The sequence below is a fragment of the Aminobacter sp. MSH1 genome (assembly GCF_003071665.1).
GTDB lineage: Bacteria > Pseudomonadota > Alphaproteobacteria > Rhizobiales > Rhizobiaceae > Aminobacter > Aminobacter niigataensis.
Genome location: NZ_CP026265.1, coordinates 3,398,701 through 3,422,661, shown reverse-complemented (window position 1 = coordinate 3,422,661; position 23,961 = coordinate 3,398,701). Strand labels below are relative to the sequence as shown.

Genomic DNA, 23,961 nt, shown 5'->3' with positions numbered 1-23,961 from the left:
GTAGAGCCATTGAATGCGTCGCATCTATGCAACGCATTGTGGCGATTATGCAACATTTTGTCCGCAAGCGAAAATGTTTCGGCAGGCTTTCGACAGCTAAGCGTTTTGCCTTCGCCTGGTCAGCCTGGACGCGCCGACTTGTAGACGTTGACGCCGAGCTCGCGGATCTTCTTGCGCAACGTATTGCGGTTCAGGCCCAGCAATTCAGCGGCCTTGATCTGGTTTCCGCGCGTTGCCGTCATCGACGCCAGGACCAGCGGATATTCGACCTCCGCCAAAATGCGCTGGTAGAGACCGGGCGGCGGCAGGTCGTCGGCGAACATGGCAAAATAGCGCTGCAGGAAATGCTCGACCGCCTGCCCGACCGACAGGTCGTCGGGGATGAGATTGCCGCCGGGAACCACCGGCTGCTCGCCGGTCTTCAGTTCCGATTCGATGATCTCGGCCGAAATCTCGTCTTGTGGATAGAGCGCGGCCAGCCGGCGCACCAGGTTTTCGAGTTCGCGCACATTGCCCGGCCAGGGGTAGCGCTTCATCAGTTCGACGCCGCCGGCGGAGATGCGCTTGGCCTGCAGCCCCTCGCTCACGCCCTGCTTGAAGAAATGCCGGACAAGATCTGGAATATCCTCGGATCTTTCGCGTAGCGCCGGCAGTCGAAGCGGCACGACGTTGAGGCGGTAGAACAGGTCTTCGCGGAACAGGCCCTGGTTGATCAGTGACCTGAGATCCTTGTTGGTGGCGGCGACGATGCGCACGTCGGTCTTGATCGGCGTGCGCCCGCCGACAGTGGTGTATTCGCCCTGCTGGAGCACGCGCAGCAGCCTTGTCTGCGCCTCCATCGGCATGTCGCCGATCTCATCGAGGAACAGCGTGCCGCCCTCGGCCTGCTCGAAGCGGCCGGTCGAGCGGTTCTGCGCGCCGGTGAAGGCACCCTTTTCGTGCCCGAACAGTTCGGACTCGATCAGGTCGCGGGGAATCGCGGCCATATTGATGGCGACGAACGGTCCGTTGCGGCGGCGGCCATATTCATGGAGCGCACGCGCCACCAGCTCCTTGCCGGTACCCGATTCGCCCGAGATCATGACGGTAAGGTCCGTCTGCATCATGCGCGCCAGCATGCGGTAGATGTCCTGCATCGCCGCCGAGCGGCCGACCAGCGGCATCGAATCGGGCTGGTCGTCATGGCGCTGCTCGATCTTCGGTCGCCGAGGCTCGGCCAGCGCCCGGTTGACGATGCTGAGCAGTTCGGTCAGGTCGAAGGGCTTGGGCAGGTATTCGTAGGCGCCGGTCTCGGAGGCGCGGATTGCCGTCATGAAGGTGTTCTGGGCGCTCATGACGATGACCGGCAGCTCCGGACGCGCCTTCTTGATGCGCGGCAGCATGTCGAAGGCGTTCTCGTCGGGCATGACGACGTCGGTGATGACCAGGTCGCCCTCGCCGGCCGCCACCCAGCGCCACAGCGTCGCGGCATTGGAGGTGACGCGCACCTCATGCCCCATGCGCGACAGCGCCTGGTTGAGCACGGTGCGGATGGCCGCATCGTCGTCGGCGACGAGAATGTTTCCGCGCACGCTCATCGATGGTCTCCTTCACTGACGTCGGTCGAATGCCCCGGCAGTTCCTTCCAGGCAGGCATCAGGATGCGGAAGGTGGTGCCACGCGGCGTCGAATCGCATTCGATCACCCCGCCATGGTCGCCGACGATCTTGGCGACCAATGCCAGGCCGAGCCCCGAACCGTTCGGCTTGGTGGTGATGAACGGGTCGAACAGGATCGGCAGGATGTCTTCGGACACGCCCATTCCGTTGTCGTGGACGCAGAATTCCAGTGGCAGCGACACCCGGTCCTGGGTGCCGGGGATCGACATGCGGATACCGGGCCGGAAGGCGGTCGACAGGGTGATTTCGCCGCGCGGGTGATGGCTGATCGCCTCGGCGGCGTTCTTGACCAGGTTGAGGAATATCTGGACCAGTTGGTCGCGATTGGCATAGACGGGAGGCAATGATGGATCATAATCCTCCAGTATCTTGATACCATTGGCAAAACCGTTCTTGGCGATCGCCTTCACATGATCGAGCACGACGTGAATGTTGACCGGATAGCGGTCGATGGGTCGCTCGTCTGAAAACACCTCCATGCGGTCGACAAGCTTGACGATCCGGTCGGTTTCGTCGGTGATCAGCCGCGTCAGCGAGCGGTCCTCGTCGGAGGCAGACAATTCCAGAAGCTGGGCTGCGCCCCTGATGCCGGAGAGCGGGTTCTTGATCTCGTGGGCGAGCATGGCGGCAAGCCCGGTGACCGAGCGCGCCGCGCCACGATGCGTCATCTGGCGGTCGATCTTATCGGCCATAGAGCGTTCCTGGAACATCACCACCACCGATCCCGGCAGCTCCGACACCGGGGCGACGTAGAGGTCGACCATTTTCTCGACGCCAAGACGCGGCGAGGACACATCGACGCGGTATTCGTTGACCGGCGTGAGACGCTCGCGCACCTGCTCGACCAGGGTCAGGATCGGGCTGCCGAAAGGAACGAAGCGCGAAAGATCGCTGCGCGCCAGCACGGTGGCGCTGGAGCGGAAAAAATCCTCGGCGTCGGCATTGGCGAAGGTGATGAAGTTGTCGGGCCCGATCATGATGACCGGGCGCCGGATCGTATTGAGGACGATCTGCGCGGCATCCGCCGGATCTGCTGCCGGTGCCGGGTTGAACTTCATGCCGCATTCCTTTCGGGTTCGCCAAACGACGTGAGCGCTTCGCGCAGCGACGAAATCACCTGGGCAGGATCGAATGAGGTGAGCACGCCACGGCGCAATTCGTCAGGCACCTCAGCGGCGTGACGGTCGAGATACCAGCCAAGATGCTTGCGCGCCTGGCGCAGGCCGCTCTCGGTGCCGTAAAGCGCCAGCATGTCCTCGTAATGGGCAATCGCATAGTCGGCCAACGCCGACGCCGAACTCGGCACGCCGGCAGCACTTGCGCCGCTCGCCACCGCTGCGATCATGCCCGCCGTCCAGGGAGCGCCGTAGTGCGAGCGCCCGGCCATGACGGCATCGGCACCGGATTGCTCCAGAATCTCGGCTGCGTCCTCTGGCGTAGCCACATCGCCATTGGCGACCACGGGAATGCTCACCGCCTGCTTGACGCGGGCAATCGCCTGCCAGTCGGCCTTGCCCTTGTAGAACTGGCAGCGCGTGCGGCCGTGGACGGTGACCATGCTGACGCCGGCCTGCTCAGCCCGGCGCGCCAGTTCCGGCGCGTTGAGTACGTCGTCGTCCCAACCCAGCCGCATCTTCAGCGTCACCGGCACATCAACCGCCTCGACGACCGCGTCGATCAGGGTCAGCGCGAAGTCGAGGTCGCGCATCAGCGCCGAACCGGCGTAACCGCCGGTCACCTTCTTGGCCGGGCAACCCATATTGATATCGATTACATCGGCGCCTTCGCCAACGGCAATGCGGGCAGCTTCGGCCATGTGAGCGGCTTCGCGGCCGGCCAGTTGCACCATGTGCACCGGCAGGCCCGAATGGCGGATGCGAAAGCCGCTAGAGCCGCGCCCCTTGGCGAGTTCACCGCTGGCGACCATCTCGGAAACCACCAGGCCAGCGCCATGGGCATAGGCGCGCGTGCGGAATGCCTCGTCGGTGACGCCAGACATCGGCGCGAGAAACACCCGATTGCGGATCGTGACGGCACCGACTGAAAGCGGCTCGCCGAGTTTTGAAAGCTTATTCATGCACAAAAACAAAGCACCATTCGCCTCTGCACAATGAGTAGCCATGATCGGTTCATTGTGCAACTGCGAAATGACAGGGGAATGCGGCGCTTTCTGGATTCTTCTGGCCTTCGGCAGACCTCGCGGCTAAGCCTCTGCGCATGAGTGCAGAAGCCCCCTCCAACCATCCCAATTCGAAGGTCGCGGTCGTCATCGTGGCTGCCGGGCGCGGCGAACGCGCCGGCCAGGCCGAAGGCCCCAAGCAGTATCGCAGGATCGGCGGCAAGGCCGTCATCTGGCACACGCTGAAGGCGTTCCTCGACCACCCAAGCATCGGCCCGGTGGCGGTAGCGATCCATGCCGACGACGCCGAGCTTTTCGCAGCCGCAGCGGACGAGTTCGCCGACCGTGTCACGGCAGTCATCGGCGGCGCCACGCGGCAGGATTCGACGCGGCTTGCCCTGCTCGCCTTGCAGGATGCGAAGCCGGCCGCGGTGCTCATCCATGACGGCGTTCGACCCTTCATCGGCGCCGATGTCATAGATCGCACGATTGGAGGCATCGATACCGAGCACGGGTCGCTGCCGTCGCTGCCGGTCTCCGATACGCTGAAGCGGGAAGCATTCGACAGCACGGTGGCTGAGACCGTGCCGCGCGCGGGCCTGCATGCGGCGCAGACGCCGCAGGGTTTCCCGTTCGGGCCGATCTTCGCCGCGCACCAGCGCGCCTTCGAGGCCGGGCGTAGCGACTTCACCGACGATTCAGCGATCGCCGAATGGGCCGGCATCCCGGTCCGGCTGGTGCTCGGCTCGCCCGACAACATCAAACTGACCTGGGCAAAGGACATAGCCATGGCCGACCAGCGCCTTTCCGGCCACTCACCAAGGTTTCCCGACGTGCGCACCGGCAACGGCTACGACGTGCATTCCTTCGAGGCCGGCGACCATGTCTGGCTGTGCGGTGTGAAAATCCCGCATTCGAAGAAGCTGAACGGCCATTCCGACGCCGATGTCGGCCTGCACGCGCTGACCGACGCGCTGTTGGCTACCTGCGGCGCCGGTGACATAGGCACGCATTTCCCGCCATCCGACCCGCAATGGAAGGGCGCCGCATCACGGCAGTTTGTCGAGCATGCCGCAAAAATCGTGCGCGCGCGCGGCGGGCGGATCGCCAACGCCGACATCACCCTGATCTGCGAGGCCCCGCGCGTCGGCCCGCACAGGGAGGCGATGACGGCGGAACTGGCCGACATGCTGCGCATCGCGCCGGAGCGTGTCTCGATCAAGGCCACCACCAATGAGAAGCTGGGTTTCGTCGGCCGCGAGGAAGGCATCGCCGCCATCGCAACCGCAAGCGTGGTCTATCCCGGGGAACTGCCGGAATGAGCGACATCGGCGCCCTCGCCTCGGCCTTGCTCGAAGCCTGCGAGGCACATGGCACGATGATAGCCACCGCCGAAAGCTGCACCGGCGGCATGATCATCGCGGCGCTGACCGACATCGCCGGCTCGTCGGCCGTCGTCGACCGCGGCTTCATCACCTATTCCAACGCAGCCAAGATGGAGATGCTCGGTGTCTCCGAAGCGACACTCAAGGCGCATGGCGCGGTCTCCCGCGAAACGGCGCTTGAAATGGCCGCTGGCGCCCTTGCCCATTCGCGTGCCGGCCTTGCGCTGGCGGTGACCGGCGTTGCCGGCCCCGGCGGCGGCTCGGCTGAAAAACCCGTCGGGTTGGTCTGGTTCGGCGTCGCCAGGAAAGGCATGCCCGTAGAGGCGGAGTTCCGCCTGTTCGAGGACAAGGGCCGCGACTTCATCCGCCGTGAGACGGTTCGGACAGCGCTTGGCCTTGGACTGCGGGCCGTCGATCAGACCGCTTTTGCCGGCCCATAGATCGCGTCCGCCCGCTTTTCGAACGCTTCGGCGAACATGCGAAAGGCGCGGTCGAACATCGTGCCCATCAGCGCGCCCAGGATGCGGCTCTTGAACTCATAGTCGATGAAGAACTCGACATCCGAACCGCCGCCCGCTGCTGCCACGAATTTCCACTCGTTGGTCAGGTAGCGGAACGGCCCGTCGAGGTATTTGACGTCGATGGTGTTCTCCGCGGGCGTGAGCAGGACCTGCGTGGTGAATGTCTCGCGGATCGCCTTGTAGCCCACAGTCATGTCGGCCACGAGGATTTCGCGACCGTCGCGCTCGCGACGCGTGCGCACGTTCAGTGCTTCGCACAGCGGCAGGAATTCCGGATATTTCTCCACGTCGGCCACAAGCGCGTACATTTCTTCCGGCGAGTGGCTGACCCGGCGCGTGGTTTCGAACTTCGGCATGTTGGCCTTGGAGCGCGTCAGGCCGACTTGGCGAGACGCGCTTCGCGGGCCGCGCGCAGCTTGGCGAAATCGTCGCCGGCGTGGTGCGACGAGCGCGTCAGCGGGCTTGACGCGACGAGCAGGAAGCCCTTCGACTTGCCGACGGTGGCGTAGGACTCGAACTCGTCCGGCGTCACGAACTTCTTGACCGGGTGATGCTTCTTTGTCGGCTGCAGATACTGGCCGATGGTCATGAAGTCGACATTGGCCGTGCGCAGGTCATCCATCAACTGAAGCACCTCGTGGCGCTCCTCGCCCAGGCCGACCATGATGCCCGACTTGGTGAAGATGCTGGGGTCAAGCTCCTTGACCCGCTGCAGCAGCCGGATCGAGTGGAAGTAACGCGCACCGGGACGCACGGTCAGGTAGTTCGACGGCACCGTTTCGAGATTGTGGTTGAAGACGTCGGGACGGGCAGCGACGACGATCTCGAGTGCGCCTTCCTTGCGCAGGAAGTCGGGCGTCAGGATTTCGATGGTCGTCAACGGCGTCAGCCGGCGGATGGCATGGATGACGTCGGCAAAATGCTGGGCGCCGCCGTCGGCAAGATCGTCACGGTCGACCGAGGTGATGACGACGTGGGTCAGGCCCATCTGGGCGACAGCCTTGGCAACGCTTTCCGGCTCGTTCGGATCGACGGCGGTCGGGATGCCCGTCGCGACATTACAGAAGGCGCAGGCGCGCGTGCAGATCTCGCCCAGGATCATGAAGGTGGCGTGCTTCTTTTCCCAGCACTCGCCAATATTGGGGCAGCCGGCCTCTTCGCAGACGGTGACCAGCTTGTGCGACTTCACGATGTCGCGCGTTTCCTGGTAGCCACGCGAAACCGGCGCCTTGACGCGGATCCAGTCCGGCTTGCGCAGAACCTCCTGGTCGGGCCGATGGGCCTTTTCGGGGTGCCGTGCGCGCGGACGGTCGTTGAGATCGAGAACAGTGACCATCAGTTCATCCTATCAAGGCTGCCGCGCCTGCGAGCGGCCGAAAATCCAGAGCAAGATCAGGGCGCCTGCGATGGCGACGATGAGGTTGCCCAGGAACCCGTAATAATTGATGCCGAGCAACCCCGCCAGAGTGCCGCCGACAAAGGAACCGGCGATGCCGACGAGGATATTCGTCAAGAAGCCGTGGTCGCGGTTCATCGTCCGCTCGGCGACGTAGCCGGCAAGGAACCCGACGAGCAGCATGCCGAAGAAGCCGACACCGGGCATGCCGAGAATTCCGTAGCTCTGCTCCATCGCTCCTCTCCGGCCAACCATTGGCTTTCAGCTGATATAGTGGCATCTGGCGCGCCGCAACAGGCGCGCCGACGCACACACGTCATGCGTTGAGCGCACGCCCATAGGCATCAAGCACACTTTCCTTCATGGTCTCCGAGATCGTCGGATGCGGGAAGATGGTGTGCATCAGCTCTTCCTCGGTGGTTTCGAGGTTCATGGCGACGACAAAACCCTGGATCAGCTCGGTGACCTCGGCGCCGACAAGATGCGCGCCAAGCAACTGGCCGGTCTTCTTGTCGAAGATGGTCTTGACCATGCCCTGGTCTTCGCCCAGCGCAATGGCCTTGCCGTTGGCGACGAAGGGGAAGCGGCCGACGCGGATGTCCTTGCCTTCGGCCTTGGCCTTGGCTTCGGTCAGGCCGACGGATGCGACCTGCGGGTTGCAGTAGGTGCAGCCTGGGATCTTCAGCTTGTCCATCGGGTGGACGTTGGGCAGGCCGGCTATCTTTTCGACGCAGATGACCGCCTCGTGCTCGGCCTTGTGCGCCAGCATGGGCGGACCGGCGACATCGCCGATGGCGTAGATGCCCGGCACGTTGGTCTTGCCGTAGCCGTCGATGACGATGCAGCCACGATCGGTCTTCACGCCAAGCGCTTCCAGGCCGATGTTTTCGATGTTGCCCTGGACGCCGACGGCCGAGATCATGCGATCTGCGGTGATCTTTTCGACCTTGCCGTCCTTCATCTCGACATGGGCGGTGATCGAGTTGGCGCCCTTCTCGACCTTGGTCACCTTGGCCTCGAGATGGATCTTCATGCCCTGCTTGTCGAACTGCTTCTTGGCGAAGGCCGAGATTTCGGCATCCTCGACCGGCATGACGGCAGGCATGACCTCGACGACGGTGACGTCGACGCCCATGGTGCGGTAGAACGAGGCGAACTCGATGCCGATAGCGCCCGAGCCCATGACCAGCAGCGACTTCGGCATTTCCGGCGGCACCATCGCCTCGAAATAGGTCCAGATCAGCTTGCCATCCGGCTCGATGCCGGGCAGCGCGCGCGGCCTGGCACCGGTGGCGACGATAATGTGCTTGGCGCTGTAGGTGCCCTCGCCGAGCGTGTTCTTGGGCAGCGGCGCCTGCGGCTCCATCGGCTTCTTCGACGACTTGGAAACGACGATCTGGCCGGGCTTGGTGAGCTTTGCCTCGCCCCAGATGACGTCGACCTTGTTCTTCTTCATCAGGAAGCCGACGCCGCCATTCATGCGCTGGGCAATGCCGCGCGAACGATCGACAATGGCCTTGAGGTCGGGCGAGATCGAGCCTTCCAGCTTGAGCCCGTAGTTCTTGGCATGTTCGGCGAGGTGCAGCACCTCGGCCGAGCGCAGCAGCGCCTTGGTCGGGATACAACCCCAATTGGAGCAGATGCCGGCCAGATGCTCGCGCTCGACGACAGCCGTCTTGAGACCGAGCTGGGCCGCACGGATCGCCGCGATGTAACCGCCGGGACCGGAGCCGATGATGATGACGTCGTAATTCTCAGCCATGAGTGTGCCTCTTGTTCAGGTCGCGCTGCGCGTGAGCAGCACCCAGTCGTGTTTCTTGCTGTTGTCGTCGAGCGGTATGCATGGAAGTCGCGTCACTTCCTCAAATCCGCTGGATTTGTAGAGCCCGAGCGCCACGTCGTTGTCGCCTTCGGTGATCAGGCTGACCGCATGCCCCGCAGCACGTGCGAGCTCGTGGTCGACCAGTCTGCGGCCGATGCCGCGCCCTCGATGGTGCCGGTACACACCGACGCTGTCGATGAACCAGTTGCCGATGGCCTGCTTCTGGAGGCCGAGGATCGGCTCAAAAACCGGATGCGGCGCCACTTCGTCGGCGAATGACGGGTCGACCAAGTGGCCGATCACCAAGCCTGCAATCTCGCCTTCCACTTCGGCCAGGCTCGCATCTTTCCAGCCGGCGCGCTCGTTATCGCGGCGCATCTGGTTGCGCCCGTGTTCGAGCGCGGTCTCCGTTGCGCCCTCGAGCACCGCGCCGTACCAGAGCCACGAGGCCAAGCCATGCGACGACAAATCGACAAGGATCGCCATCTCGGCGGCATCGCGCCGTTCGGCCCTGCGGATGGTGACAGCGCCGGCCAAATCAGAGCTCCAGCATCACGCGCACGACAGGCGCGAGTGCATGGCCGATCTTTCGCGTGTTCTCGGCATCGAGATGGACGCCGTCGAGCGGCGTGGTCAGCGCCACCGATCCGGCATCGAAAAAGCCGCAGCCAGCCTCGTCGGCCAGTGCCGCGTAAAGCGACGCAAGCTGTTGGGACGCCTTGTCGCCACCGGCGAACATGTCCTTGAACTCGGCATTGTCGGTGCGGCTGACGGCCGGCGGCGAAACCAGCAGGATGTTTGGTACAGGATAGTCCATGCCGTGGTCGTGGCCCCTGACGATCGACACCAGCCGCGCCATGCCCTGCTTGGCAGCCAGTGGATTGCCGTGAATCCACGGCTTCATGTCATTGGCGCCGAGCATGATGACGACGAGATCGAGCGGCGCATGCGTGCCGAGGATGGTCGGCAAGGTGCGCGCGCCGTTACGGTCGGTGCCGCCGAGATGATCGTCGAATGCGGTGGTGCGGCCGTTCAGCCCTTCGGCGATGACGTGCACGCCTTCGCCCAGTTCAGCCTGCAGCACGCTCGGCCAGCGGTCTTCGAACGCATGGCGGCCGGGACCGGCCGCGTCGTAGCCCCAGGTCAGCGAGTCGCCGTAGCAAAGCACAGTCTTCATGATCGGAGTCCTCGAATCCCCTCCCTTTTGGGGAGGGGAACTTGGGGAACTACACCAGCATGCCCATCGGGTTTTCGATGAAGCGCTTGAAGGCCGAGAGGAGCTCGGCACCGAGCGCACCATCGACGGCACGATGATCGGTCGACAGCGTCACCGACATCACGTTAGCGATCTTGATCTCGCCGTTCTTGACCACGGCCCGCTCCTCGCCCGCGCCGACAGCCAGGATGGTGGCGTGCGGCGGGTTGATGACGGCGGCAAAGTCCTTGATGCCGAACATGCCGAGATTGGACACGGCACTGGAGCCGCCCTGATATTCCTCGGGCTTGAGCTTGCGGTTGCGCGCCCGGCCAGCCATGTCCTTCATCTCGTTGGAGATGACCGACAGCGTCTTGATATCGGCCTTCCGGATGATCGGGGTGATTAGACCGCCCGGGATCGACACGGCGACGCCGACATCGGCGTGCTTGTGCTTGACCATGGCCTGGTCCGTCCACGACACATTGGCATCGGGCACGGCCGTCAGCGCCAAGGCCATCGCCTTGATGATCATGTCGTTGACCGACAGCTTGTAGGCCGGCACGTCGCCTTTGTCGGTCTTGCGAACCGGCGCCGCCGCGTTGAGCTGGGCCCGCAGGGCCAGCAGCGCATCGATCTCGCAGTCGAGCGTCAGGTAGAAATGCGGGATCGTGCTCTTGGCCTCGACAAGGCGGCGCGCGATGGTCTTGCGCATGTTGTCGTGCGGGATGAGCTCGTAGCTGCCTTCTTCGAACAGCTTGAGCACCTGGTCGTCCGACATGCCCTTGGCAGCGGGGGCCGCAGCCGGAGCGCCGGCAGGAGCCTTCGCTGCAGGTGCAGCTTTGGCACCGCCGCCGGCGATCGCCGCCTCGACGTCGGCCTTGACGACACGGCCATGCGGGCCGGTGCCGGTAACGGCCGAAAGGTCGATGCCGGAATCCTTGGCAATGCGGCGGGCGAGCGGCGATGCGATGGTGCGGCCGTCGCTGGAGACAGCGGCGCCGTTGGTTGCAGCCGGTGCAGCGGCGACCGGGGCCGCAGCCGGCGCCGCGGCTGGAGCAGCCTCGGCTTTCGGTGCCTCGGCCTTGGGGGCCGCGGCAGGCGCGCCATTGCCGCCCTTGGCCGCAGCACCGACATCCTCGCCTTCAGCAGCGAGAATTGCGATCAGCGAATTGACCTTGACGCCCTCGGTGCCGGCAGGGACGACGAGCTTGGCAACGGTGCCTTCATCGACGGCTTCGACTTCCATCGTCGCCTTGTCGGTTTCGATCTCGGCGATCACTTCGCCCGGGGCAACCTTGTCGCCTTCCTTGACCAGCCACTTGGCCAGATTGCCCTCTTCCATCGTCGGCGAAAGGGCAGGCATGGTGATATTGATCGGCATGATGACCTCCCGCCCGTGTCAGCGATACGTGACTGCTTTGACCGCCTCGATCACTTCGCCGACATTCGGCAGAGCGAGCTTTTCGAGATTGGCGGCGTAGGGCATCGGCACATCCTTGCCGGCGATGGTGATGACGGGCGCATCGAGATGGTCGAAGGCGCGCTGCGACACCTGGTTGGCAATATGATCTCCGACCGAGGACTGCGGGAAGCCTTCTTCCACAACCACCAGGCGATTGGTCTTCTTGACCGACGCGATGATGGTGTCGAAGTCGAGCGGACGGATGGTCCGGAGATCGATGATCTCGACGTCGATGCCCATGGCGGCGAGTTCCGCCTCGGCCTTGATCGCATAGGTCATGCCGATGCCGAAGGAGACGATGGTGACGTCCTTGCCCGGCTTGTGGATGCGCGCCTTGCCGATCGGCAGGACAAAATCGTCGAGCTTCGGCACGTCGAAATGGTGGCCGTAGAGGATTTCGTTCTCGAGGAAGATGACCGGATTGGGGTCGCGGATCGCAGCCTTGAGCAGGCCCTTGGCGTCGGCTGCCGAGTACGGCATCACCACCTTGAGGCCCGGAATGTGGCTGTACCACGCCGCATAGCACTGCGAGTGCTGGGCAGCGACGCGGGCGGCCGCACCGCTGGGTCCGCGGAAGACGATCGGCGCGCCCATCTGGCCACCGGACATGTAGAGCGTCTTGGCGGCCGAGTTGACGATCTGGTCGATCGCCTGCATGGCGAAGTTGAAGGTCATGAATTCGACGATCGGCTTGAGGCCGGCCATCGCCGCACCGACGCCAACGCCGGCGAAACCATGCTCGGTGATCGGCGTGTCGACGACGCGGCGCGGGCCGAATTCCTGCAGCAGGCCCTGCGTGATCTTGTAGGCGCCCTGGTACTCGGCAACCTCCTCGCCCATAACGAAGACGTCGCCGTCGCGGCGCATCTCTTCGGCCATGGCGTCGCGCAGCGCCTCGCGGACGGTCATCGAGACCATCTCGGTGCCGGCCGGAATGTCCGGATCGGCAGCAACTTCCGTCTTCGGGGCGGCGGCGACGGGTGCGGCGGCAGCCGGAGCAGCGGCGGGTGCTGCGGCGGCAGCAGGTGCCTCAACCTTGGCAGGAGCTGCGCCCTTGCCGATGTCGGCAGCGCTTTCGCCGTCCTGCAGCAGCACGGCGATCGGCGTGTTGACCTTGACGCCTTCGGTGCCGGCAGCGATCAGCTGCTTGCCCAGAACGCCTTCGTCAACGGCTTCGACTTCCATCGTCGCCTTGTCGGTTTCGATTTCGGCGATGACGTCGCCGGCGACAACCTTGTCGCCTTCATTCTTCAACCACTTGGACAGATTGCCCTCTTCCATCGTCGGCGAGAGCGCAGGCATGAGAATTTCGATCGGCATGTTCGCGCCCTCCCTTAGATCAAGATGTCGGTCCAGAGCTCGGCAACATCCGGCTCGGGATCGGTCTGAGCAAAGTCTGCGGCGTCAGCCACAATGTCGCGAACATCCTTGTCGACCGCCTTGAGGTCGTCCTCGCTCGCCCACTTCTTGGCGATCAGACGCGCCTTGACCTGTTCGATCGGGTCATGCTCGGAGCGCATCTTCTGCACTTCATCCTTGGAGCGGTACTTCGCCGGATCGGACATCGAGTGACCGCGATAGCGGTAGGTCTGCATCTCGAGGATGATCGGGCCGTTGCCCGAGCGGCACCATTCGGTGGCCAGGTCGCCGGCTGCCTTGACGGCGCGCACATCCATGCCGTCGACCTGGATACCGGGGATCTTGAACGACAGGCCGCGCTGCGAAAAATCGGTTTCGGCCGAAGCGCGCGACACCGCGGTGCCCATGGCGTAGCGGTTGTTTTCGATGACGTAGATCACCGGCAGCTTCCACAGCGAGGCCATGTTGAAGCTCTCGTAGACCTGGCCCTGGTTGGCAGCGCCGTCGCCGAAATAGGTCACCGAGACATTCGGGTTCTCGCGGTAGCGATTGGCGAAGGCCAACCCGGTGCCAAGCGACACCTGGGCGCCGACGATGCCGTGGCCTCCGTAGAAATGCTTTTCCTTGGAGAACATGTGCATCGAGCCGCCCTTGCCTTTCGACAAGCCGCCCCGGCGTCCGGTCAATTCGGCCATGACGCCGCGTGCCGAAAGCCCCATCGCCAGCATGTGGCCGTGATCGCGGTAGGCGGTGATCATCTGGTCGCCTTCGATCAGCGACATCTGCAGGCCGGTGACGACCGCTTCCTGGCCGATATAGAGGTGGCAGAAGCCGCCGATGAAGCCCATGCCATAGAGCTGGCCGGCCTTTTCCTCGAAGCGGCGGATGAGCAGCATCTCGCGATACGCGTTGAGATCCTGGTCCTTGGTAAACTCAACCGGTTTGGGCGTTACCGGTGCTGATGGAGATTTAGAATCGGATTTGGCTTTGGCAGGCGCTTTTTTGGCGGCGGTGGCCATGCATCACTCCCTAGTGGCGTCTCTTTGCGGACATTGAGGAGATCATGCATTGTCTCTCCTCTCCATGACCAAAACGCTAGCATGGGGAGTGACGCTGCGCCATGCGGAAAAATGCATAGCAGGCATGCGGTTAAGCGTCGAAAAACGTTGAATTTCTTCTTGATTAACTGAAACTCAGTTAATCGCCTGCGCGGATGGGCGCATGATGGTCAGCTCGTCTGCATGCGACATATTGAGCGCGTTGCGCGCCTGCTCGTCAAGCATGTCCTTCTCCAGCGAGCCATCATGCAGCATCTGCACGCGGCGCTCGACATCCATCCGCTGCGCCCGAACCGTGTCGAGCCGAGCCTGGAGCTCGACGGCCTGGGCCTCGAGCCGGTACTTGGAATAAATGCCGAACTCGCCGTGATAGGCGTGAAAGCCGAAATAGGACAGGAACATCACCGCCAGCGCCGGAACGATCAGGCGCCCGGATTTTGTCTGCTTGTGCTGGCGTGTCCACATGGTCCGAACCTCTCTCAGGTTCTTGTCGCTCGATTGTGCTTAATGGACGGTTACAGTCGGCGGTCGGAGCTTCGTCAAAGCAAAAAAGGCGGGAAACATCCCGCCTTTTCCAGTTCGTCAATGGTGTAGCGATCAGCCGCGCAGGATGGACCTGCCGGCGAAGCGCGCCTGCGTGCCGAGCTCTTCCTCGATGCGGATCAGCTGGTTGTACTTGGCGGTACGGTCCGAACGGGCCAGCGAGCCGGTCTTGATCTGACCGCAGTTGGTGGCGACCGCGAGATCGGCAATGGTTGAATCCTCGGTCTCGCCCGAACGGTGCGACATGACGGCGGTGTAGGCTGCCTTGTGCGCGGTCTCGACGGCGTCGAGCGTCTCGGTGAGCGAGCCGATCTGGTTGACCTTGACCAGGATCGAGTTGGCGACGCCCATCTTGATGCCGTCGCGCAGGCGCGCCGAGTTGGTGACGAACAGATCGTCGCCGACCAACTGCACCTTGTCGCCGCACAGTTCGGTCAGGTACTTCCAGCCTTCCCAGTCGTCTTCCGACATGCCGTCCTCGATCGAGATGATCGGGTAGTCGGCGGCGAGCTTAGCGAGGTACTTGGCCTGGGCCTTGGGATCGCGGGTCTTCTTCTCGCCTTCATAGACGTAGTTGCCGCCCTTGAAGAACTCGGTGGCAGCGCAGTCGAGCGCCAGCGCCACGTCTTCGCCCGGCTTGAAGCCGGCCTTTTCGATCGAGGCCATGACGAAGTCGAGGGCCGCCTGGGCGCTCTTGAGGTTCGGTGCGAAACCGCCCTCGTCGCCGACATTGGTGTTGTGGCCGGCGTCCTTCAGGCCCTTCTTCAGGGTGTGGAAGATTTCCGAACCCCAGCGCACGGCGTCGCGCAGCGAAGGCGCGCCGATCGGCATGATCATGAATTCCTGGAAGTCGATCGGATTGTCGGCATGCGCGCCGCCATTGATGATGTTCATCATCGGCACCGGCAGGACGCGGGCGTTCGGGCCGCCGACGTAGCGGTAGAGCGGCAGGCCGGACGCCTCGGCCGCGGCCTTGGCGACGGCGAGCGACACGCCGAGGATGGCGTTGGCGCCGAGGCGGCTCTTGTTCGGGGTACCGTCCAGCCCGATCATCGTCTGGTCGATATGGATCTGGTTCTCGGCTTCCATGCCGCCGATCGCCTCGAACAGCTCGCCATTGATGGCTTCGACGGCGCGCTCGACGCCCTTGCCGAGATAGCGCGGGCCGCCGTCGCGCAGTTCCATCGCCTCGTGGGCGCCGGTCGACGCACCGGACGGAACGGCCGCACGGCCCATCGAGCCGTCTTCGAGAACCACATCCACCTCGACGGTGGGATTGCCGCGGCTGTCGAGAATCTCGCGGCCGACGATATCGATGATTGCTGTCATGTGAGGCATCCCCGGGAGCTGATCGCAAAGAAGGATCGGTTGGATTTCCGGGCCCGTCTTAGCCAAAGCTCCGGAAAACGCAATCGCGCTCGGCCAAATATCACGCTGCGTCAGGCCCCTGATTCACTTTCGGCAAAGCGCTGTCATGATAATTCATCCCATCGGGCAGGCATCGTCCAAACTTTCGGGTAAACTATCCCCGCGCGGGGCGAAACAGAGGGAGTTTCGCCATGTCCGAGTTAAGTGGTATCCTGAGTTTGTTCTTCATCGCCGCAGCATTCCTGACCTCATGCGACAGTCAACCGCCCCCTCAGGGCACGTCGCAGGTGCGGATCATTCCGACGGCAAGGTAGATTACGGCACAACGAAAAAGCCCCGCTCATGCGGGGCTTTTTTTGTGCTGCGGATCAGTGCCAATACGGCTCTACGCGATAGTGCTCGAACGAGGCATCCCGCACGGCACGTCCATCATCTTCGGTCAGCTCGTTGACCGAGTAGGACGGAGCGCCCTTCAATTGCTCCTTGGAGAACGGAACGACATAGCCGCCACGGCTCTTGTCGTAGTCCAGCGTGGACCAGGGAATGGCGTGATAGCGCTCGCCGATGCCGAGGAAACCGCCGAAGCCGATGACGGCGAACATGATGCCGTTGGATGTCTTGTCGAGCATGACATCCTCGATCGAGCCGATGCTTTCGCCGGCGGTGTTGTAGACATTGGTGCCGATGACCCGCGACGCGGGAATGGCTTCGGTGTGACCAGTGACAGTCGTCATGATCCTGCTCCTCGTTGGTTGGTGGATGCAGGACTAACGGTCCCCCGGTGCGGAGGTTCCAAACTTTCCGCGGCGGCTGCTGATCCCATTCAGTCGGTGAGAATGAAAGTCACCTTCATGTTGACCCGGTAGGCGGTAATCTTGCCGTTCTCGACGACGATCTTCTGGTCCTGGATCCAGGCGCCTTCGACGTTCTTCAGCGTCATCGACGCACGGGCGATGCCCTGTTCGATCGCATCCTGAAAGCTCTTGGTCGACGATGAAGTGATTTCCGTAACGCGGGCAACAGACATGGGATTCCTCCGGCCGATACGCTCAGTCACGGAGGAAAGCCTACGCCGGGCGGAAGCCCGGCTCAAGCAGGAGTTGTGTCAGCCCTTGGCGACCCGGTCGAAAGCCATCAGCCTTTCGAGCAGAGCCGGCATGTCCTTGAACGGCACCATGTTGGGGCCGTCCGACGAGGTCGAGTTGTCGGGGTCTTCGTGCGTCTCGATGAACACGCCGGCAACACCGACGGCGACGGCCGCACGCGCCAGGGTCTCGACGAAACGGCGCTCGCCGCCGGAGGTTGCGCCCTGCCCGCCCGGCTGCTGCACCGAATGGGTGGCATCGAAGATCACAGGCGCGCCGATGTCGGCCATGATCGGCAACGCACGCATGTCGGAGACGAGCGTGTTGTAGCCGAAGGAAGCACCGCGCTCGGTGACAAGCACGTTGGCGTTGCCCGAACCGGTCACCTTGGCGACGACGTTCTTCATGTCCCAGGGCGCCAGGAACTGGCCCTTCTTGACGTTGACCACCTTGCCGGTCTTGGCGGCAGCAATCAGAAGATCGGTCTGGCGGCTGAGGAAGGCCGGGATCTGCAGCACATCGACCACCTCGCCGACGCTGGCGCACTGCTCTTCGGTGTGCACATCCGTGAGAACGGAAACGCCGAGCTCCTTGCGCAGGTCGGCGAAGACCGGCAGAGCCGCGTCGAGCCCGGCACCGCGGGTGCTCGACAGCGAGCTGCGATTGGCCTTGTCGAAGCTCGACTTGTAGACAAAGCCGATGCCGAGCTTCTGCGTCAGTTCCTTGAGCTTGCCGGCCATGTCGAAGGCGTGCTGGCGCGATTCGAACTGGCACGGGCCGGCGATCAGCGACAGGGGCGCGTCGTTGGCGAAAAGGGTCTTGCCGACCGTCACATTTGCATTCGGCTTGGTCATGACTTTTCCTCGAAAATGAAGGCGGCACCCTGCCCCGGCGCTGGCGGAATCACCAGCCGTTGCCCGCTTAGATCGTGCGCGATGCCGTTTCGTGCAAGAAGCTCTCTTGCCACAGCGAGATCGTCGACGGCAAACACCATTGCGTCGAGGCGAAGCCCACTGGAACCGGCCATCGCGCGGACGGCAAGTCGCGCATTGGCGAGCGGGATATCGGAGACGGCGTCGACACTGCTGCGCGCCACTGTCGCCAACAACTCAGCCGCCACAGCCTGCTCCGCGACGCTTGCCTCGACGGCAAGCACCCGGCGTGCGCCGTTTGCATGCGCCTGGAGAGCCGAGCGGTCGACATCGGGCGCATTCACGCGCTCGCAGGTGAAGAAGAATGCATCCCCTTGCGAGCCTGGTTCGGCGGCAAAGGCAAGCCGGAACGACGCCACATCGGATTGGCCTGAAGCATCGACGAAGGGGCGCGAAAAATCGAGCCTGGGGCCGGCCGACACGCCAGCGGCAACGAACTCGGAATGGTCGGCATCGGCATCGTTTGTGCCGAATACGACTGCCGAAAAGCCTTCGTCGCCATGTGCGTTGCGGAACGCGCTGTCGCGACCGACAAAGACGTTGCCTGCGGCGACCGCCTCGCCGGCGGCTGCGCTATCGCCGATCGCCAGCGGCTCCAGGAACGTACCGTCACCGAGATAGACGCAACAATTGACCGTGCCGAAGGGATGGATGCCGACGGGCGAAACGGTGAAACCGAGGGCCGTCAGCCTCTGCCGCGCGATGGCGAGATCGGCGGTCGGCAGCACGACATGGTCAAGCGGACGCGGGCTGTCGGAAGGGCTTTTGGTCATCGCTGCGCTGTGCCTGAATTCCGCCAAAGGCGCAAGACTGCGCCTAGGCCACCTACGATGCCATGTCGCCGAGGCGCCGCACGGTGTTCCAGTTGCGCGAGGTCCCTATGCCGCCGGCCCGCTTGGGCGTCAGCGCGCCGAGCAGCCGCGACGAACCGGCGCTGCGGGAAAAATAGATCCAGATATCGCCGTCGACCGACGTGAGCCTTTCATCGGCAGCGACATAAGGGAGGAGCCTTTCGATGACGTCAGGTGTCACCGGCTCACGCATCACGCGCACGCCGACCTGATCGGGTTCGCGTTCGGACTCCTCGGGAAACGGATTGGCGGCGACAAGCTTAAGCCAGGCAGCAGCATCGCGGACGATGATGTCGACATGCTTGCCGAATTTTTGGGCGAAGGCCGCCTCGAGTTCGCGCTCCAGCGTGGCAACCGGCTTGCCTTCGGCTTCGAAGACAAGATTTCCGGTCGCGACCAGCGTGCGTGGATTGGCAAGGCCGAGATCGACTGCCATGTCGCGCAGGTCGGACATGACGACGCGGCGGCCAGGGCCCAGGACGATGCTGTAGAGAAGCGCGACGTAGATGGTCATGCGCACCCGCTGCGCAGGGAGAAAATGCGCGCCGGCGCTTTCACGGCGGCGCGCATGGCTATCAGACGAGCCGGCTCTGTTCGACCGCAGCTTCGATGAAGCTTGCAAACAGCGGATGCGGCTCCAGCGGACGGCTCTTCAGCTCCGGATGGTACTGGACGCCGATGAACCAGGGATGGTCGGGATACTCGACAGTCTCGGGCAGGACGCCGTCGGGCGACATGCCGGCGAAGACCAGGCCGCACTCTTCGAGGCGGTCCTTGTAGTCGATGTTGACCTCATAGCGGTGGCGATGGCGTTCGGAGATGTCGGTATCGCCGTAGATCTCGGCGATTTTCGATCCCTCGGACAGTCGCGCCTCGAACGCGCCGAGGCGCATCGTGCCGCCAAGGTCGCCTGCGGCCTTGCGCTTCTCAAGCATGTTACCCTTGAGCCACTCGGTCATCAGGCCGACGACCGGCTCCTTGGTGGCGCCGAACTCGGTCGACGAGGCATTCTCGATGCCAGCCAGCGAACGGGCCGCCTCGATGCAAGCCATCTGCATGCCGAAGCAGATGCCGAAATACGGCACCTTGCGCTCGCGGGCGAACTTGGCAGCGAGGATCTTGCCTTCCGAGCCGCGTTCGCCGAAGCCGCCGGGCACCAGGATGCCGTGGACCTTCTCCAGGAACGGTACCGGGTCTTCCTTCTCGAAGACCTCGCTCTCGATCCAGTCAAGCTTGACCTTGACGTTGTTGGCAAGGCCGCCATGCGACAGCGCCTCGATCAGCGACTTGTAGGCATCCTTGAGGCCGGTATATTTGCCGACCACGGCGATGGTGACCTCGCCTTCCGGATTGTGGATCAGCTGCGAGACGTTCTGCCAGGCGTCGAGGCGCGGCTTGGGCGCCGGATCGATGCCGAAGGCCGCCAGAACTTCCGAATCCAGGCCTTCCTTATGGTAGGCCAGCGGCACGTCGTAGATGTGGCCGACGTCGAGCGCCTGGATGACCGCCGATTCGCGCACGTTGCAGAACAGCGACAGCTTGCGGCGCTCTTCCTTGGGGATGTCGCGGTCCGCGCGGACCAGCAGGATATCCGGCGCAATGCCGATCGAACGCAACTCCTTGACCGAATGCTGGGTCGGCTTGGTCTTGAGTTCACCGGCCGTCGGAATGTACGGCATCAGCGTCAGGTGAACGTAGACCGCATTGTTGCGCGGCAGGTCGTTGCCGAGTTGGCGGATCGCCTCGAGGAACGGCATCGCTTCGATGTCGCCGACCGTGCCGCCGATCTCGCAGAGCACGAAGTCGTACTCGTCATTGCCGTCGAGGATGAAGTTCTTGATCTCGTCGGTAACGTGGGGAATGACCTGCACGGTTGCGCCGAGATAGTCGCCGCGCCGCTCGCGTTCGATGATGTTCTTGTAGATGCGGCCGGTGGTGATGTTGTCGCTCTGGTTCGCCGAACGCCCGGTGAAGCGCTCGTAGTGACCAAGATCGAGGTCGGTTTCCGCACCGTCGTCGGTCACGAACACCTCACCATGCTGGTAAGGCGACATCGTTCCCGGGTCGACGTTGAGGTACGGATCGAGTTTGCGGATGCGCACGCGATATCCGCGTGCCTGCAGAAGAGCCCCGAGGGCCGCTGCGGCTATGCCTTTTCCAAGGGAAGAGACCACGCCGCCGGTAATAAAAACATATCGCGCCATGGGATTCATCGCTTAACGCGGCCAAATCGATTCCGCCAGAGAAAAATCCGCCGCGTCGGACTTTTCCCTATCTGGCTGTTCAGTCTTGCTGCCGGGTAGGCCACGCAAACAAAAAGGCCGGCGGTCAGGCCGGCCCGGATACCAGCGTCTGAGGACGCCTTACATGACGATGACTTCAGAGCCCATCTTCACGCGATTGTAGAGGTCCATGACATGGTCGTTGACCATGCGGAAGCAACCGTTCGAAGAATTCGTGCCGATCGTCTGCGGCTGGTTGGTACCATGGATACGGATATGGGTATCCTTCTTGCCCTGGTAAAGGTAGATGGCGCGCGCGCCGAGCGGATTCTCCGGCCCGCCGTTCATGCCGTCCTTGTACTGGCCGTACTTCTTGGGCTCGCGCTCCTGCATATCCTTGGTCGGAATCCAGCGCGGCCATTCCTGCTTGTCGCCGATGGTGGCCTTGCCCTTGAATTCCAGGCCCTCGCGGCCGACCGCAATCGCGTAGCGGCGCGCGGTCGAGGATGATTCGATCAGGTAGAGGTAGCGAGCGCCGGTATCGACCACGATCTGGCCACGCTCATAACCCGCGAACGACACTTCCTGCGGCTCGAAATCGGACTTCACCTTGAACTGCTTCTTGGCCTGCTTGGATTGCAGCACGGCGTCGAGCGCACGCGTCTGCGGCAGCATCGACTGCTGAGGGGCGCTGCCGCCGAAGATGCCGGCGAGAAGACCGGTCTGGCGCGGACGATCCTTGCTTTCGCTGCGCAACTCACCGTTGTTGCCGGTGGCGGCGATTTCCATCACGTCGGGCGCCAACGGCTCGATCGGCTTGGTGACCTCGAGCGGCTGGAGATTGCGCTTCGGCGCGGGCGCTGCTGTGGCAACCTGGGTCGTCGCCTTCTCGGCCTTCTTGAGGCGAGCGACTTCACGTGCGTTCTCGGCCTTTTCCTTGGCCGCCGCCCGCATCGCCATTTTCTTGGCTTCGAGCATCTTCAGGCGCGCGACTTCCCGGTCGGCCTTGATCTTGGCTTCGAGGTCCTTGATCCGGACCAGGTCCTCGTCGGTCGGCTTCTTCTTTTTCTTCAACAGCTTAAGCTCGGCGGCATCGCTCTTGGCGGCAACCGCGATCACGCCGCTCGTTGCCCCGGGCTGCGGCGGCGCAGCCGTGCCGACCGAAGTGGCGGCAAAGGCGGTCGAGCTCATGAGAGAGGCGCAAATTCCAGCAAGTAGGATGCGGCGGAGCTGCATGGCGAAGGATCCCGAACGTTCACAGCAAATTTTCGCGCGGCAACGCGCAGTGCCCCAAGGCGCCCCCGCCGATATGCCGCAGCCCAAGCTATAATCGATTAGCCGGAGACGCCTCAAGTGAGGCGCCCCCGGCTAGATGTACGAATTCAGGTGATCATTGCTGCATTTGCCGCAACTGTGTTCAAACAACAACAGGTTGCGGCAAGCAGGCCAGATTTAGTTCGGAACCTGGGGTGTAGCCGGCGCCGCGGCACCGCCCGCAGCGGGCTGCTCGGTGGTGCCCGAAGCTGCCGGTGCAGCCGGCGCTGCCGGTTGCTCGGTGGCCGGTGCCGCAGGAGCGGTCGTGCCCGACGCCGGTGCAGCCGGTGCCGGGGCGGAGGAGCCGCCGAGCTGGTCGAGAATGCCCTGGCCGCTGCCGCTCGGAGCGCCATTCTGGGTGGCCGGAGCGCGGTCGAGAATATCGATCGGCTTCTCCTCGTAGCGTGCGATGATCGACAGCGTCAGCGACGTGACGAAAAACACCGTCGCCAGGATGGCCGTGGCCCGGGTCAGGGCGTTGGCAGCACCACGCGCCGTCATGAAGCCCGAACCGCCGCCGATGCCGAGGCCGCCACCTTCCGAGCGCTGCAGGAGCACAACGCCGACAAGGGCGAGCACGACCATCAGGTGAATGACGATAACGACGGTTTCCATTGCGCTTCCTGGGATTCTTCTGACGGGGATTGGCCGCGCGCCGAAGCGCCCGACATTCCGGAGGCGGCTCAATACAATGCTTTCTAGGCATTTCCAAGCCCGCCGGCCGAATATGGGGTGACACGTTGCCTTTGCAACGGCCACCCGAGGCTAATCAGAGCTTGCGGTACGCCTCGGCGATGCCGAGGAAGTCTGCCGCCTTGAGGCTGGCGCCGCCCACCAGCGCGCCGTCGACATTGGCGACTGCGAGGAGTTCGCCGGCATTGGACGGCTTGACCGAGCCGCCATAAAGAATGCGCATCTTGCCGGCCGATTCACCGAGCTTGTCGGCGAGCCGAGCGCGGATATGCGCATGGGCTTCGGCGACATCGGCAACGGTCGGCGTCAGGCCGGTACCGATAGCCCAGACGGGTTCATAGGCAATGACGGTATTGGCCGGCGTGGCCGTGCCCGGCACCGAACCCTCGATTTGGCGCGACAATACTGAAAGCGTGGCGCCTGCTTCACGTTCGGCATGTGTCTCGCCGATGCAGATGACGGCCACGAGCCCTGCCCGCCATGCCGCATCCGCCTTGGCGTGGACAACTGCATCGGTTTCGCCGTGGTCGGTGCGCCGTTCCGAATGGCCGACGATAACGTGACTGGCGCCGGCGTCCTTCAACATCTCGGCCGAGACGTCGCCGGTATGAGCGCCGCTTTCCTTGGCGTGGCAATCCTGCCCGCCGGCTTTGACCGGCGTGCGGTGAAGGATTTCGGCAGCCCGCGACAAAAGCGTGGCCGGCACGCACAGAAGTGCTTCGGTCTCGGCATCGAGGCCACTCATGAAGCCGCCGGCGATGCTGCGCAATTCGTTGAGCGAGGCGCTGGTGCCGTTCATTTTCCAGTTGCCTGCAACGAGTGGGCGAATTCCTGGCGTCATGTGCTTTTCCTCGAAATCGATGTTCGCTGGGGCAACCTCACTACCAAAAACAAGCCACAAAGCAATCGACACTGGCGGCGAAGGGCGCTATTGCGCTTCGTTCATGCAGGCGTATGTGAAAATGCGCGTATACA

Annotated in this window: 25 protein-coding genes; 2 read left to right on the top strand and 23 right to left on the bottom strand. The window is 63.4% G+C overall.

Annotated features, from left to right (window positions below; translation table 11 throughout):
* Positions 1-119 precede the first annotated feature (119 nt).
* From ntrC to dusB, 3 genes are read right to left on the bottom strand one after another with little or no spacing between them, the layout of a single operon-like run.
* Positions 120-1,577 (bottom strand): nitrogen regulation protein NR(I), encoded by a 1,458-nt coding sequence (gene ntrC / locus CO731_RS17005; RefSeq protein WP_108608039.1) that lies wholly within the window; start codon positions 1,575-1,577, stop codon positions 120-122.
* Positions 1,574-2,716 (bottom strand): nitrogen regulation protein NR(II), encoded by a 1,143-nt coding sequence (locus CO731_RS17000; RefSeq protein WP_108608038.1) that lies wholly within the window; start codon positions 2,714-2,716, stop codon positions 1,574-1,576. Before CO731_RS17000 ends, ntrC begins: the two co-directional genes overlap by 4 nt.
* Positions 2,713-3,735 carry a tRNA dihydrouridine synthase DusB gene (gene dusB / locus CO731_RS16995; protein WP_108608037.1) on the bottom strand — a complete coding sequence of 341 codons (1,023 nt, stop codon included), beginning with the start codon at positions 3,733-3,735 and terminating at the stop codon, positions 2,713-2,715. Before dusB ends, CO731_RS17000 begins: the two co-directional genes overlap by 4 nt.
* A gap of 140 nt (positions 3,736-3,875) precedes the next feature.
* Between dusB and CO731_RS16990 the strand changes: the two genes are divergently transcribed.
* Both CO731_RS16990 and CO731_RS16985 read left to right on the top strand, forming a co-directional pair.
* On the top strand, positions 3,876-5,099 hold the full coding sequence (locus CO731_RS16990; protein ID WP_108608036.1) for a bifunctional 2-C-methyl-D-erythritol 4-phosphate cytidylyltransferase/2-C-methyl-D-erythritol 2,4-cyclodiphosphate synthase: 1,224 nt from the start codon (positions 3,876-3,878) through the stop codon (positions 5,097-5,099).
* Positions 5,096-5,602: a CinA family protein gene (locus tag CO731_RS16985; RefSeq protein WP_108608035.1), complete on the top strand. Its 507-nt coding sequence runs from the start codon at positions 5,096-5,098 to the stop codon at positions 5,600-5,602. The genes CO731_RS16990 and CO731_RS16985 overlap by 4 nt, the downstream gene beginning before the upstream one ends.
* Here the strand turns inward: CO731_RS16985 and CO731_RS16980 are convergent.
* From CO731_RS16980 to tpiA, 20 genes are all read right to left on the bottom strand, one after another.
* A complete protein-coding gene (locus CO731_RS16980) occupies positions 5,578-6,039 on the bottom strand; it encodes a type II toxin-antitoxin system RatA family toxin (protein WP_108608034.1) in 462 nt (153 codons plus the stop codon). The genes CO731_RS16985 and CO731_RS16980 overlap by 25 nt on opposite strands.
* 17 nt (positions 6,040-6,056) lie before the next feature.
* On the bottom strand, positions 6,057-7,019 hold the full coding sequence (gene lipA, locus CO731_RS16975; protein WP_108608033.1) for a lipoyl synthase: 963 nt from the start codon (positions 7,017-7,019) through the stop codon (positions 6,057-6,059).
* Positions 7,020-7,031: 12 nt separating this feature from the next.
* Positions 7,032-7,313: a GlsB/YeaQ/YmgE family stress response membrane protein gene (locus CO731_RS16970; RefSeq protein ID WP_108608032.1), complete on the bottom strand. Its 282-nt coding sequence runs from the start codon at positions 7,311-7,313 to the stop codon at positions 7,032-7,034.
* A gap of 82 nt (positions 7,314-7,395) precedes the next feature.
* Complete coding sequence (lpdA, locus tag CO731_RS16965) at positions 7,396-8,841, bottom strand: dihydrolipoyl dehydrogenase (protein WP_108608031.1); 1,446 nt, start codon at positions 8,839-8,841, stop codon at positions 7,396-7,398.
* 15 nt (positions 8,842-8,856) lie between these two features.
* Positions 8,857-9,438 carry an N-acetyltransferase gene (locus tag CO731_RS16960; protein ID WP_108608030.1) on the bottom strand — a complete coding sequence of 194 codons (582 nt, stop codon included), beginning with the start codon at positions 9,436-9,438 and terminating at the stop codon, positions 8,857-8,859.
* A 1-nt stretch (position 9,439) separates the two neighbouring features.
* Positions 9,440-10,078 (bottom strand): SGNH/GDSL hydrolase family protein, encoded by a 639-nt coding sequence (locus CO731_RS16955; RefSeq protein WP_108608029.1) that lies wholly within the window; start codon positions 10,076-10,078, stop codon positions 9,440-9,442.
* Between the two features lie 49 nt (positions 10,079-10,127).
* A complete protein-coding gene (locus CO731_RS16950; protein WP_108608028.1) occupies positions 10,128-11,480 on the bottom strand; it encodes a pyruvate dehydrogenase complex dihydrolipoamide acetyltransferase in 1,353 nt (450 codons plus the stop codon).
* An 18-nt stretch (positions 11,481-11,498) separates the two neighbouring features.
* Entirely contained in the window at positions 11,499-12,881 is a 1,383-nt protein-coding gene (locus CO731_RS16945) for a pyruvate dehydrogenase complex E1 component subunit beta (RefSeq protein WP_108608027.1), read from the bottom strand.
* A 14-nt stretch (positions 12,882-12,895) separates the two neighbouring features.
* Positions 12,896-13,939: a pyruvate dehydrogenase (acetyl-transferring) E1 component subunit alpha gene (gene pdhA / locus CO731_RS16940; RefSeq protein ID WP_108608026.1), complete on the bottom strand. Its 1,044-nt coding sequence runs from the start codon at positions 13,937-13,939 to the stop codon at positions 12,896-12,898.
* A 174-nt stretch (positions 13,940-14,113) separates the two neighbouring features.
* Entirely contained in the window at positions 14,114-14,443 is a 330-nt protein-coding gene (locus CO731_RS16935) for a septum formation initiator family protein (protein ID WP_108608025.1), read from the bottom strand.
* A 132-nt stretch (positions 14,444-14,575) separates the two neighbouring features.
* A complete protein-coding gene (gene eno, locus CO731_RS16930) occupies positions 14,576-15,850 on the bottom strand; it encodes a phosphopyruvate hydratase (protein ID WP_108609884.1) in 1,275 nt (424 codons plus the stop codon).
* A 407-nt stretch (positions 15,851-16,257) separates the two neighbouring features.
* Positions 16,258-16,623, bottom strand: a complete 366-nt coding sequence (locus CO731_RS16925; RefSeq protein WP_108608024.1) for a PRC-barrel domain-containing protein — start codon at positions 16,621-16,623, stop codon at positions 16,258-16,260.
* Between the two features lie 89 nt (positions 16,624-16,712).
* Positions 16,713-16,916 carry a dodecin family protein gene (locus CO731_RS16920; RefSeq protein WP_108608023.1) on the bottom strand — a complete coding sequence of 68 codons (204 nt, stop codon included), beginning with the start codon at positions 16,914-16,916 and terminating at the stop codon, positions 16,713-16,715.
* Positions 16,917-16,994: 78 nt separating this feature from the next.
* A complete protein-coding gene (gene kdsA, locus CO731_RS16915) occupies positions 16,995-17,828 on the bottom strand; it encodes a 3-deoxy-8-phosphooctulonate synthase (RefSeq protein WP_108608022.1) in 834 nt (277 codons plus the stop codon).
* On the bottom strand, positions 17,825-18,679 hold the full coding sequence (locus tag CO731_RS16910; RefSeq protein WP_108608021.1) for a VOC family protein: 855 nt from the start codon (positions 18,677-18,679) through the stop codon (positions 17,825-17,827). Before CO731_RS16910 ends, kdsA begins: the two co-directional genes overlap by 4 nt.
* A 52-nt stretch (positions 18,680-18,731) precedes the next feature.
* The gene (locus tag CO731_RS16905; protein WP_108608020.1) at positions 18,732-19,271 is read right to left on the bottom strand and encodes a DUF1697 domain-containing protein; all 540 of its coding nucleotides are present in this window, start codon (positions 19,269-19,271) and stop codon (positions 18,732-18,734) included.
* A gap of 61 nt (positions 19,272-19,332) precedes the next feature.
* The gene (locus CO731_RS16900; protein ID WP_108608019.1) at positions 19,333-20,970 is read right to left on the bottom strand and encodes a CTP synthase; all 1,638 of its coding nucleotides are present in this window, start codon (positions 20,968-20,970) and stop codon (positions 19,333-19,335) included.
* A 150-nt stretch (positions 20,971-21,120) separates the two neighbouring features.
* A complete protein-coding gene (locus CO731_RS16895) occupies positions 21,121-22,215 on the bottom strand; it encodes a L,D-transpeptidase (protein WP_108608018.1) in 1,095 nt (364 codons plus the stop codon).
* Between the two features lie 216 nt (positions 22,216-22,431).
* On the bottom strand, positions 22,432-22,908 hold the full coding sequence (gene secG, locus CO731_RS16890; protein ID WP_108608017.1) for a preprotein translocase subunit SecG: 477 nt from the start codon (positions 22,906-22,908) through the stop codon (positions 22,432-22,434).
* Positions 22,909-23,062: 154 nt separating this feature from the next.
* Positions 23,063-23,827: a triose-phosphate isomerase gene (gene tpiA, locus CO731_RS16885; RefSeq protein WP_108608016.1), complete on the bottom strand. Its 765-nt coding sequence runs from the start codon at positions 23,825-23,827 to the stop codon at positions 23,063-23,065.
* Between the last annotated feature and the right edge of the window lie 134 nt (positions 23,828-23,961).

Coding starts and splice junctions, on each gene's coding strand:
- ntrC (WP_108608039.1), bottom strand. CDS start 1,577: ATGAGCGTGCGCGGAAACATTCTCGTCGCCGACGACGATGCGGCCATC.
- CO731_RS17000 (WP_108608038.1), bottom strand. CDS start 2,716: ATGAAGTTCAACCCGGCACCGGCAGCAGATCCGGCGGATGCCGCGCAG.
- dusB (WP_108608037.1), bottom strand. CDS start 3,735: ATGAATAAGCTTTCAAAACTCGGCGAGCCGCTTTCAGTCGGTGCCGTC.
- CO731_RS16990 (WP_108608036.1), top strand. CDS start 3,876: ATGAGTGCAGAAGCCCCCTCCAACCATCCCAATTCGAAGGTCGCGGTC.
- CO731_RS16985 (WP_108608035.1), top strand. CDS start 5,096: ATGAGCGACATCGGCGCCCTCGCCTCGGCCTTGCTCGAAGCCTGCGAG.
- CO731_RS16980 (WP_108608034.1), bottom strand. CDS start 6,039: ATGCCGAAGTTCGAAACCACGCGCCGGGTCAGCCACTCGCCGGAAGAA.
- lipA (WP_108608033.1), bottom strand. CDS start 7,019: ATGGTCACTGTTCTCGATCTCAACGACCGTCCGCGCGCACGGCACCCC.
- CO731_RS16970 (WP_108608032.1), bottom strand. CDS start 7,313: ATGGAGCAGAGCTACGGAATTCTCGGCATGCCCGGTGTCGGCTTCTTC.
- lpdA (WP_108608031.1), bottom strand. CDS start 8,841: ATGGCTGAGAATTACGACGTCATCATCATCGGCTCCGGTCCCGGCGGT.
- CO731_RS16955 (WP_108608029.1), bottom strand. CDS start 10,078: ATGAAGACTGTGCTTTGCTACGGCGACTCGCTGACCTGGGGCTACGAC.
- CO731_RS16950 (WP_108608028.1), bottom strand. CDS start 11,480: ATGCCGATCAATATCACCATGCCTGCCCTTTCGCCGACGATGGAAGAG.
- CO731_RS16945 (WP_108608027.1), bottom strand. CDS start 12,881: ATGCCGATCGAAATTCTCATGCCTGCGCTCTCGCCGACGATGGAAGAG.
- pdhA (WP_108608026.1), bottom strand. CDS start 13,939: ATGGCCACCGCCGCCAAAAAAGCGCCTGCCAAAGCCAAATCCGATTCT.
- CO731_RS16935 (WP_108608025.1), bottom strand. CDS start 14,443: ATGTGGACACGCCAGCACAAGCAGACAAAATCCGGGCGCCTGATCGTT.
- eno (WP_108609884.1), bottom strand. CDS start 15,850: ATGACAGCAATCATCGATATCGTCGGCCGCGAGATTCTCGACAGCCGC.
- CO731_RS16925 (WP_108608024.1), bottom strand. CDS start 16,623: ATGACGACTGTCACTGGTCACACCGAAGCCATTCCCGCGTCGCGGGTC.
- CO731_RS16920 (WP_108608023.1), bottom strand. CDS start 16,916: ATGTCTGTTGCCCGCGTTACGGAAATCACTTCATCGTCGACCAAGAGC.
- kdsA (WP_108608022.1), bottom strand. CDS start 17,828: ATGACCAAGCCGAATGCAAATGTGACGGTCGGCAAGACCCTTTTCGCC.
- CO731_RS16910 (WP_108608021.1), bottom strand. CDS start 18,679: ATGACCAAAAGCCCTTCCGACAGCCCGCGTCCGCTTGACCATGTCGTG.
- CO731_RS16905 (WP_108608020.1), bottom strand. CDS start 19,271: ATGACCATCTACGTCGCGCTTCTCTACAGCATCGTCCTGGGCCCTGGC.
- CO731_RS16900 (WP_108608019.1), bottom strand. CDS start 20,970: ATGAATCCCATGGCGCGATATGTTTTTATTACCGGCGGCGTGGTCTCT.
- CO731_RS16895 (WP_108608018.1), bottom strand. CDS start 22,215: ATGCAGCTCCGCCGCATCCTACTTGCTGGAATTTGCGCCTCTCTCATG.
- secG (WP_108608017.1), bottom strand. CDS start 22,908: ATGGAAACCGTCGTTATCGTCATTCACCTGATGGTCGTGCTCGCCCTT.
- tpiA (WP_108608016.1), bottom strand. CDS start 23,827: ATGACGCCAGGAATTCGCCCACTCGTTGCAGGCAACTGGAAAATGAAC.